This window comes from Nocardia sp. CC201C, assembly GCF_030010695.1.
GTDB classification, from domain to species: domain Bacteria; phylum Actinomycetota; class Actinomycetes; order Mycobacteriales; family Mycobacteriaceae; genus Nocardia; species Nocardia otitidiscaviarum.
This window is the reverse complement of the sequence record NZ_JASCXP010000338.1, coordinates 1-8,235: the sequence shown is the minus strand read 5'-3', so window position 1 is coordinate 8,235 and position 8,235 is coordinate 1. Positions and strand designations below refer to the sequence as shown.

The window sequence follows — 8,235 nt, the reverse complement described above, 5'->3', positions numbered from 1 at the left end:
CCGCGAGCCGGATACTGAGCGGGGGCACGGGTGGGAACGTGGATCGGTGCCCGCTGGGTAGCGGCGGCGGTACTGGCGCTCGCCGCGTCCGGGACAGGGGCGGGGGTCGGCGCCGCCGCGCCCGCCGAGGGCAAAACACTTGTCGTACTCGGTGATTCGTTCAGCTCCAATGCCTGGATACTGGAATCCGAGACCATCGACTGCTGGCACGGCGAGACCTCCTGGCCCACCCAGCTGAGTCAGCGCATGGGCGTGGCGGGCACCTCGGACTTCCTCGATATGTCCTGTCCCGGAGCGTCACTCGACACACCGCCGAACTACACCGCCGCCTGGGAGGCCAAACAGGCCGACAAGCAGGGCGCGTTCGGTCCGCGCACCGAACTGGTGACCCTGCAATTCGGACTCAACGACCGCTGGGGCACGCACGAGACCACCATGTGGTTCGCGCTGCAACAATGCGTGCTCAATCTCATCCAGGGCTGTGGGCCCGATGCCGCCGAACAGGGGCGCATCCCCGACTACCGGGAGGTCACCGGCGCCGCCTACGCCGCCCGGATTCGCCCGGTGGTGGAGTACGTGAAGTATTACGCACCCCATGCCCGCATTCTCATGGTCGGCTATCCCGAACTGTTCGGCTCGGGACCGGAATCGGTGTGCTTCGACGCCTTCGGCGTCGCGCGCTTCGTGCAGCCGCGCGGGCGGGCGGCCATCGAATTCGTGAACCGGCTCGACACCGCGCAACGGGAGGCGGCGCGGCTGCTCGATATCGACTTCTACGACACCCGGGCGGCGACGGCCGGACACGGACTGTGCTCACCGGAGCCGTGGATCAACGACTTCCAGGATCCGCGCGACCCCGACGCCATTCCGTTCCATCCCTCCGAACAGGGTGACGCGGTGGTGGCCGATGGGATCCATGCCCAGGTCGGGCGCTGATGGTCGAGGTCGCACCCGCCGCCGCGGGTGGCGCGGTCGCGTCGGTGGCGCAGCGGCGGCCCGCCTTGCCGTCGTTGACGGGGGCGCGCTGGTGGGCGGCGTTCGCGGTGTTCGCGCTGCACGCCCTGGTGTTCCTGCCGGTGTATCCGTTCCAGAAGTCGGAGTTGTTCCGGCAGGTGCACAATCTGGTGCCGATGCAGTTGGGGGCGGCGGGGGTCACGTTCTTCTTCGTGTTGTCGGGGTTCATCATCTACTGGTCGTATCGCCCGGGGATGTCGGTGCGCGGGTTCTATCGGCGGCGGGTGTTGAAGATCTACCCCACGCATGTGCTGGCGGGGGTGGTGTTCGTGGTGGCGGCGAGTGTGCCGTTGTCGCGGCTGGTGGTGTGGGTGCCGAATCTGCTGCTGGTGCACACCTGGGTGCCGAAGTGGACCACGGTGGGCGGGTTGAATGTGCCCGCGTGGTCGCTGGCCTCGGAGATGCTGTTCTATCTGTGCTTTCCGCTGGCGTTCCCGCTGATTCGGCGGATTCCGACCCGGCGGCTGCTGGTGGCCGCCGGGCTGTTGGTGCTGTTCATCTTCGCGCTGCACACGGCCTACTACCTGTGGGTGCCGGGACCGAAGGGGATCGCGAACGCTTTCGCGCCGCGGCTGCTGCCCGGGGACGCTTCGCCGTTCTTCGAGTTGCATGCCGATCCGCGCTGGTTCGCACAGCCGGACATCCCCGTCTCGCCGTCGTACTGGCTGAGCTACAACTTCCCGCTGTCGCGGCTGCCGGAGTTCTTCCTCGGGGCGCTGGCCGCTCGCATGGTGCTGGAAGGGGCTTGGCGCAGTACGCGTCTCGGTCCGCCGCTGCTGGGTTTGGCGGTGGCCTACGCCGCCACCTGGGTGGTGCCGGTGAACTACAAGATGTCGGCGCTGCTGCTGGTGCCCATGACGGCCGTCGTGGCGACCCTCGCCACGCGGGATCTGGCGGGTATCCGCGGTGTGAATGCCCATCCGCGCATGGTGTGGCTGGGCAACGTGTCCTATGCGTTCTATCTGATCCAGTTCCCGGTGATGGTGCTGATCACGCGACATCTCATCGGCGGCAATCAGTTCGGCGTTCTCGGCTGGGCCGGGTTCGCGGCCCTGAGCCTGGTGCTGTCACTGGTGGCCGCGGCCGCCCTGTATCACTGGGCCGATGTGCCGATCATGAAGCGCTTCGCCGGACGGCGGGCTTGACACCCACCATGGGCAGCAGGGTGCGGCGGGCGAAATCCCGGGCCGCCTGCGCCTCACCGAGCGGGATGAGACCGTCCGGCGTCAGGGCCAGCGACAGCGCCAACCGCGCCATGATCTCCGCGACCAGGTCGGCGTCGAAGTCGGTGGTGTCCTGGGCGGACTGGAGTTCGCGCAACTTGCCCGCCAGATAGATGCGGCCGACCTCGAGAATCGGCCCGGCCTCGGTGGTGAGGCGGGGTAGCACCAGATCGGGTTCGGTGCGCAGTAGCCGCCGCAGCAACTCATTGCGGGCCAGCGCGGTGATGAAGGCGACGAAGGTCTCCACCAACTGGTCCTCGGTCGAGTCGAATGCCTGCGCCCGCTTGTCGATTTCGGCGACGAAGCGCTGAGCCTCGCGCACACTGACGGCCTCGACCAGCTCGTTCTTGGATTCGAAGCGGCGGTAGAGCGTGGCCGGGCTGATACCCGCACGACGCGCGATCTCACCCATGCTGGTCCGCTTGATCCCGAAATCCAGGAAGGCGGACAGTGCGCTCTCGAGCAGTTGCTCGCCGTCCTGGCGCGGCTTGTCGAGAATGCGCTGCAGCATGCTGGGCACGGAAGGCATCGAATCTCCAGTCGATCGGTTGGGGTGACCGCGTCGATGCGGTAAGGCGTGCGTCATTATTTCATCGCATCGCCCTCGCGTGGCGCGGACTCCTCGCCCCACCGATTCGGGTCGGGAGGGTCAGCGCACGTTCAGCGCGGCCATTTCCCGCTCGATCGCATTCGCCGCGAAATCGATTCCATTGGTGCGTAATTCGTGAACGCGGCGCTGTAGCGCCTCCATGCCCCCCGGCTGGGCCGCGATATCGGCCACACTGATCCGCCGTCGGTGCATACCGTCCTGCTCGTACGACACCGTTGCAACCTCCTGCTAGCCCCGTGCGCGCGCCCGACAGGCGACGGCAGAGCCCGGTCCGCCGGGAGCGCTGCGCACGATGCTAGCAGCGGACTTATATGGTCGCTTGATCAGTGTGTGGAGTCTCACACGCCGCGGCGAGTCACGCCTCTTGACCGTCGCGGTGCAGGCTCGTGTTGTGCAGGTACGCCGCGGCATTGAGCTTGATCCGCTGCGACTCCGGCTCGCTCAACTCCCGGCGCACCTTGCCGGGCACACCCGCCACCAGCGAGTTCGGCGGGATCTGCGCACCCTCCGGGATCAGGGCATTGGCCGCGATCAGACTGCCCGAGCCGATCACCGCGCCGTTGAGCACCGTCGCGCCCATGCCGACGAGCACATCGTCGCCGACCGTGCAGCCGTGCAGGATCGCATTGTGGCCCACCGAGACTCCCGCACCCACCGTGCACGGGAAACCCGGATCGGCGTGCAGCACGCAGCCGTCCTGGATATTGGTCCGCTCGCCCACGGTGATGTCGTCCATATCGCCGCGCAGCACCGCCGAGTACCAGATGCTCACCTCCGCGCCGAGCTTCACCCGACCGGCCACGGTGGCATTCGGCGCGATCCACGCGCTCTCGTCGATCTGCGGCTCGTGCTCGCCCAAACGAATCTTCATGAGCCTGAACCTAGAGCACGGTCAACCGGTCGCGTGGTCCGGTCCGGCCGCGCGGAAGGCGGCGCGGTGGGCGGCGGGCGAAATGCCGAGCACCCGGTGAAAATGGTGGCGCAGATTGACCGCCGTGCCCAACCCGGTCTCGGCGGCGATGCGGTCCATGGTGGCGTCGGTGGTCTCCAGCAGCAGCCGGGCGCGGTCGACGCGCTGCTGGAGCAGCCATCGCTGCGGACTGGAGCCGGTGCGCTCGCGGAACCGGCGGGTGAAGGTGCGCCGTGCCATGAGAGCCGTGTGCGCCCAGGCGTCCAGGTCGATGGCGTCGTCGAGATGGGTGCGCGCCCAGACCATGGCGTGCTCGAGCGGGTCGTCGTCGAGCGGTTCGGGGACCGCGACCGGAATGTACTGGGCCTGGGAGCCACTGCGGTGCGGGGCCAGCACCAGGGCGCGCGCGAGTTCGGTGGCGCGGCGGCTGCCGTGGTCGGCGCGCACCAGGTGCAGGCAGCAGTCCAGGGCGGCCGCCACACCCGCGGAGGTGATCACATCGCCGTGGTCGGACCAGAGGGTGTCGGCGCGGACCCGCACCGCCGGGTGGGCGCGCTGCAGTGCGGCCGCGGCGGACCAGTGCGTGGTCACCTCGCGGCCGTCCGCGAGACCGCTGGCGGCCACCGCCCACGAGCCCAGGCACAGGCCCACCAGGCGGGCGCCGCGCTCATGGGCGCGGTGCAGGGCGGTGCGCAGGGCGTCGGACAGTTCCGCGTGCGGTCGCCAACTGGGCACGATCACCGTGTCCGCGCGCGCGATCGCCTCCAGGCCGTGCGCCACGGCGATATCGAAACCCGCCGGGGTGGACAGGGTTCCGGGGTGCTCGGCGCACACCTCCACGTGATAGGGCGGGTCGTCCTCGGGACCGACCCCGGCCCGCGCGAACACCAGGCTCGGTACCGAGAGGTGGAACGGGCTGATGCCGTCGTAGGCGAGGGTGACCACGGTGTGCATGGCCCGATTTTAGCGATGCTCGGCCTGCGGGCCACTTATCGATCATGATCCGGCGGACGAGACTCGTCGGCATGACGAACACCATCGACCTCGCCACCACCGTCGAACTGCTCCATATCGGCGGTCCCACCGTCCGATTCCGCTACGGCGGCCTGACCTGGCTGACCGACCCGACCTTCGACGAGCCGGGCGTCTACCCGGGCCCGGTGACCCTGCACAAGCTGACCGGTCCCGCCGTGCCCGCCGACCGGGTCGGGCTGGTGGACGTGGTGCTGCTCTCGCACGACGAACACCCCGACAATCTCGATCGCGCCGGACGCGCCTTCCTGTCGCGGGTCGAGACCACACTGTCCACGCCCGGCGCCGCCGAGCGCATCGACGGCGTGCGGGGACTGGAGAACTGGGAATCGGTCCGGCTGGGCGAGGTGACCGTCACCGGCGTGCCCGCACTGCACGGTCCGGAGGGCTGCGAGCCGGTGACGGGCGTGGTCACCGGGTTCGTGCTGCGGGCCGAGGGGCTGCCCACCGTCTACGTCTCCGGCGACAACGCCAGCGTCGAGCGGGTGGAGCGGATCGTCGAGCGGATGGGCCGCATCGATCTGGCGATCCTCAATGTGGGCGGGGCCAATCCGGACCGCTTCGGCGACAGCGATGTCACCCTGAACGGCCGGACCGCGGTGCGGGCCGCCGAGGTGCTCGGCGACGCCCTGATCGTGCCCGTTCACGCGGAGGGCTGGGCGCACTTCTCCGAAACCCTCGACTATCTGACGCGCAACTTCGAGTACGCGGGTCGCGCCGCGCAGTTGCGCGTTCCGGTGCCCGGCGAGACGCTGACGGTGACCGTGCGGTAGACGAGCAGTCCGACTGGAATCTCGCGCGATTCCCGCCGTCTGATTGCCACCCGGCGACTCGGGCGCGGCGGTGATGGCGGGGGCGGGTCGGGTGGGCCACGATGGCGGTATGAGGATCGGGGTACCGCGGGAGGTCAAGCAGCAGGAGTATCGGGTGGCGCTCACCCCGGCCGGGGCCGGGGAGCTGGTGCGGCACGGACACGAGGTGGTGATCGAGGCCGGGGCGGGGGTCGGCTCGGGCTTCGGCGACGACGACTACACCGCGGTCGGGGTGCGGACGCTGCCGACGGCGGACGAGGTGTGGCACGCGGCCGAACTCGTGGTCAAGGTGAAAGAGCCCATCGCCGAGGAGTATTCGCGCATGCGTGCCGGACAGGCGCTGTTCACCTATCTGCATCTGGCCGCCTCGCGGGAGTGCACCGAGGCGATTCTGCGATCCGGGATCACCGCCATCGCCTACGAGACGGTCCGCGCCGCCGACGGCTCGCTGCCGCTGCTCGCGCCCATGAGTGAGGTGGCGGGCAAGCTCGGCACCCAGGTCGGGGCATATCACCTGATGTCGCCGCAGGGCGGCGGCGGGGTGCTGCTCGGCGGGGTGCCGGGCGTGCGGCGCGCCAATGTGGTGGTGCTCGGCGGCGGGGTGGCGGGCACCAATGCCGCCGCCGTCGCGGTGGGGATGGGGGCGCGCATCACCGTGCTGGACACCAACCTGCGGCGGCTGCGCGAACTCGACGCCCGGTTCTCCGGCCGCATCACCACCATCGGCTCCAACGCCGCCGAGGTCGAGCGGGCGGTGCTGAGCGCGGATCTGGTGATCGGCTCGGTGCTGGTGCCGGGTGCGCGCGCCCCGAAACTGGTGACAGACGACCTGGTGGCGCGTATGCGGCCCGGCTCGGTCCTGGTCGACATCGCCATCGACCAGGGCGGCTGCTTCGAGAGCTCACATCCGACCACGCACGCGAATCCCACTTTCCGGGTAGCGGATTCGCTGTTCTACTGCGTGGCCAATATGCCGGGCGCGGTACCGCACACCTCCACCACGGCGCTCACCAACGCCACCCTGCCGTATGCGAAGGCCATCGCGGATCTGGGCTGGCGGGCAGCGTGCGACGCCGATCCGGGTCTGGCGCAGGGGCTCACGGCCGACGCGGGCGAACTCTACGCGGTGGAGGTGGCCCAGGCGCACGGCCTGGGCACCATCGGCGGTGCCGCCGCGCGTTCGTAGTGGTCGGCGCGGCCGCCCGTTCGTAGTGGTCGGCGCGGCGGCCTGCCCGTAGTGGTGCGCTAACGCCCGAGGGTCCAGTCCGGGTCGCCGTCCATCGGCAGGTCGCGCAGCTTGTCCGGATTGCGCACCGCGTCGATGGCCGTGATCCGGCCGTTGTCGACGGTGAAGGAGAAGACCCCGATGTGCTTGCCGTCGAACACCACCAGACCCGGCCGCCCGGTGACCGTGACCTTGCGGACCCAGGCGGTGCCGATCTCGCTGGCCGCGTGCAGGAAGGACATGAAGGTGTCGGCCACCGTCCGCGCGCCGTGCAGGGGTTCCAGGAAGGCGAGTACCTTGCCGCCGCCGTCGGCGGTGAAGGTGACGTCCTTGTCGAGCATGCCCACCAGGGTGTTCAGATCGCCCGAGCGCCACGCCACCGCGAAGGCCGACACCACCTTGGCGTGCTCGTCGCGGCTGGCCGGGAAGCGCGGCGTGCCCTCCTGCACATGCTTGCGGGCACGGGAGGCCAATTGCCGCACCGCCGCCGGCGTGCGGCCCACCACCTCGGCGACCTCCGGGCCGGTCATGCCGAACACCTCCTGGAGGACGAAGGCGGTGCGCTCGGCGGGGGAGAGGGATTCCAGCACCACCAGCAGGGCGGTGGTGACCCGGTCGTCCTGGGTGACCCGGTCGGCCGGATCGTCGTCCCAGGCGCTCACCTCCGGTTCGGGCAGCCATTCACCCACGTACTGTTCGCGGCGGGCGCGCGCCGAACCCAGGTGGTCGAGCGCCAGGCGGCCGGTGACCGTGGTCAGCCAGGCACGCAGGTTCTCGATCTCTGCGCCCGGATTGCTCTCGTGGTATCGCTGCAAGCGCAGCCACGCCTCCTGCACCACGTCGTCGGCGTCGCTGAGGCTGCCGAGCGTGCTGTAGGCGACCCGGCGCAGATAGGGGCGATGCTCCTCGAACTGCCGGGCCAGGTCGGTCGGGTCGGGGGTGTTGTCGGTCGCCACTGTCTCGCCGTTCATTCGGGTCGCCCGGGGGCGACGGACTGCCTGTGTACCAGGAGGACGACACGAGACGGGCGGGTGTGACACCCCGCTGCGGGGAGGCGGCCACCGGTCGTCCGGAGCGTCGGGATATTTCTACACGAACCGGTCGGTCGCCCGCTTTCGTCGGCGGGTACGGCGGTGGTCGCCGCGGAATCCTCGGCGGCGGGGTGCGGTCACCGTTCAGCGGCCCCGAGCCGCCGCCATACCCGCCGCGGTGATGGCCGCCGCGAGCTGGACGGCTTCGGAGAGGGTGACTGCGCGGCGCAGGTCCGCCACGCGGGGCGGGGGACCGTCGCCGAGCGTCGGACGCATCTCGACGCCGTGGCGGTACTGGGTGCGGCCGCCCAAGCGGACGCCGAGGGCCCCGGCCATGGTGGATTCGGCGACCCCCGCATTCGGGCTGGGATGCGAGCC

10 protein-coding genes are annotated in these 8,235 nt (G+C 69.9%); 4 read left to right on the top strand and 6 right to left on the bottom strand.

Translation table 11 applies throughout. From position 1 onward, the window contains the following. Positions 1-30 precede the first annotated feature (30 nt). Entirely contained in the window at positions 31-936 is a 906-nt protein-coding gene (locus QK444_RS27500; RefSeq protein WP_282785053.1) for an SGNH/GDSL hydrolase family protein, read from the top strand. Next, a complete protein-coding gene (locus tag QK444_RS27495) occupies positions 936-2,159 on the top strand; it encodes an acyltransferase (RefSeq protein ID WP_282785052.1) in 1,224 nt (407 codons plus the stop codon). The genes QK444_RS27500 and QK444_RS27495 overlap by 1 nt, the downstream gene beginning before the upstream one ends. Here QK444_RS27495 and QK444_RS27490 read toward each other — a convergent pair. The 4 genes from QK444_RS27490 to QK444_RS27475 form a co-directional block, all read right to left on the bottom strand. Beyond that, entirely contained in the window at positions 2,128-2,766 is a 639-nt protein-coding gene (locus QK444_RS27490) for a TetR/AcrR family transcriptional regulator (RefSeq protein WP_282785051.1), read from the bottom strand. The two genes, QK444_RS27495 and QK444_RS27490, sit on opposite strands and share 32 nt — an antisense overlap. Positions 2,767-2,886: 120 nt before the next feature. Next, complete coding sequence (locus QK444_RS27485; RefSeq protein WP_162836502.1) at positions 2,887-3,060, bottom strand: hypothetical protein; 174 nt, start codon at positions 3,058-3,060, stop codon at positions 2,887-2,889. A 142-nt stretch (positions 3,061-3,202) separates the two neighbouring features. Continuing rightward, complete coding sequence (locus QK444_RS27480) at positions 3,203-3,718, bottom strand: gamma carbonic anhydrase family protein (protein WP_282785050.1); 516 nt, start codon at positions 3,716-3,718, stop codon at positions 3,203-3,205. A gap of 21 nt (positions 3,719-3,739) precedes the next feature. Continuing rightward, positions 3,740-4,711 (bottom strand): helix-turn-helix domain-containing protein, encoded by a 972-nt coding sequence (locus QK444_RS27475; protein WP_282785049.1) that lies wholly within the window; start codon positions 4,709-4,711, stop codon positions 3,740-3,742. Positions 4,712-4,782: 71 nt separating this feature from the next. On the opposite strand from QK444_RS27475, the gene QK444_RS27470 reads away from it, so the two are divergent. Both QK444_RS27470 and ald read left to right on the top strand, forming a co-directional pair. Further along, complete coding sequence (locus tag QK444_RS27470) at positions 4,783-5,562, top strand: MBL fold metallo-hydrolase (RefSeq protein ID WP_282785048.1); 780 nt, start codon at positions 4,783-4,785, stop codon at positions 5,560-5,562. Positions 5,563-5,671: 109 nt separating this feature from the next. Further along, the gene (ald, locus tag QK444_RS27465) at positions 5,672-6,787 is read left to right on the top strand and encodes an alanine dehydrogenase (protein WP_282785047.1); all 1,116 of its coding nucleotides are present in this window, start codon (positions 5,672-5,674) and stop codon (positions 6,785-6,787) included. 59 nt (positions 6,788-6,846) lie between these two features. On the opposite strand, the gene sigJ is transcribed toward ald, so the two are convergent. Further along, a complete protein-coding gene (gene sigJ, locus QK444_RS27460) occupies positions 6,847-7,797 on the bottom strand; it encodes an RNA polymerase sigma factor SigJ (RefSeq protein ID WP_282785046.1) in 951 nt (316 codons plus the stop codon). A gap of 204 nt (positions 7,798-8,001) precedes the next feature. Continuing rightward, positions 8,002-8,235: cobalamin biosynthesis protein (locus tag QK444_RS27455; RefSeq protein WP_282785045.1), on the bottom strand; the 234-nt coding region annotated here is incomplete at its 5' end.

Bases quoted from the DNA above. Each gene is read 5' to 3' on its own strand.
- QK444_RS27490 (WP_282785051.1), bottom strand. From the start codon at position 2,766: ATGCCTTCCGTGCCCAGCATGCTGCAGCGCATTCTCGACAAGCCGCGC.
- QK444_RS27475 (WP_282785049.1), bottom strand. From the start codon at position 4,711: ATGCACACCGTGGTCACCCTCGCCTACGACGGCATCAGCCCGTTCCAC.
- QK444_RS27480 (WP_282785050.1), bottom strand. From the start codon at position 3,718: ATGAAGATTCGTTTGGGCGAGCACGAGCCGCAGATCGACGAGAGCGCG.
- ald (WP_282785047.1), top strand. From the start codon at position 5,672: ATGAGGATCGGGGTACCGCGGGAGGTCAAGCAGCAGGAGTATCGGGTG.
- QK444_RS27495 (WP_282785052.1), top strand. From the start codon at position 936: ATGGTCGAGGTCGCACCCGCCGCCGCGGGTGGCGCGGTCGCGTCGGTG.
- sigJ (WP_282785046.1), bottom strand. From the start codon at position 7,797: ATGAACGGCGAGACAGTGGCGACCGACAACACCCCCGACCCGACCGAC.
- QK444_RS27470 (WP_282785048.1), top strand. From the start codon at position 4,783: ATGACGAACACCATCGACCTCGCCACCACCGTCGAACTGCTCCATATC.